Consider the following 237-nt stretch of genomic DNA (forward strand, 5'->3'; position numbering starts at 1 on the left):
CCCTGATTCAGCGCGGTGTTACAGGCGGGCAAGGGGATTTTTTCGCGTCCTCACAGCCACTTGATACTAACGTGAAAAAATATTCACAAAGATACTCGGTTTAACCTGCCGTTTAATCCGTTTTCACGTAGAATAACGCGCGCTGCGTCTCATGGGAGTGTGCTTGTCTGCTCGCCAGATTGTTGCAGCACATATGCAGATGAATGACCTTACGCGGTTGCAAACAGGCGAGGAATG

The 237-nt window shown here is 49.4% G+C and carries 1 pseudogene; it reads left to right on the forward strand.

Annotated features, from left to right (window positions below):
- A pseudogene (locus V5P19_RS24470) lies at positions 1 to 104 on the forward strand (hypothetical protein); the annotation flags it as partial.
- Positions 105 to 237: the final 133 nt, after the last annotated feature.

The organism is Enterobacter sp. UNJFSC 003 (assembly GCF_036903355.1).
Taxonomy (GTDB): Bacteria; Pseudomonadota; Gammaproteobacteria; order Enterobacterales; family Enterobacteriaceae; genus Enterobacter.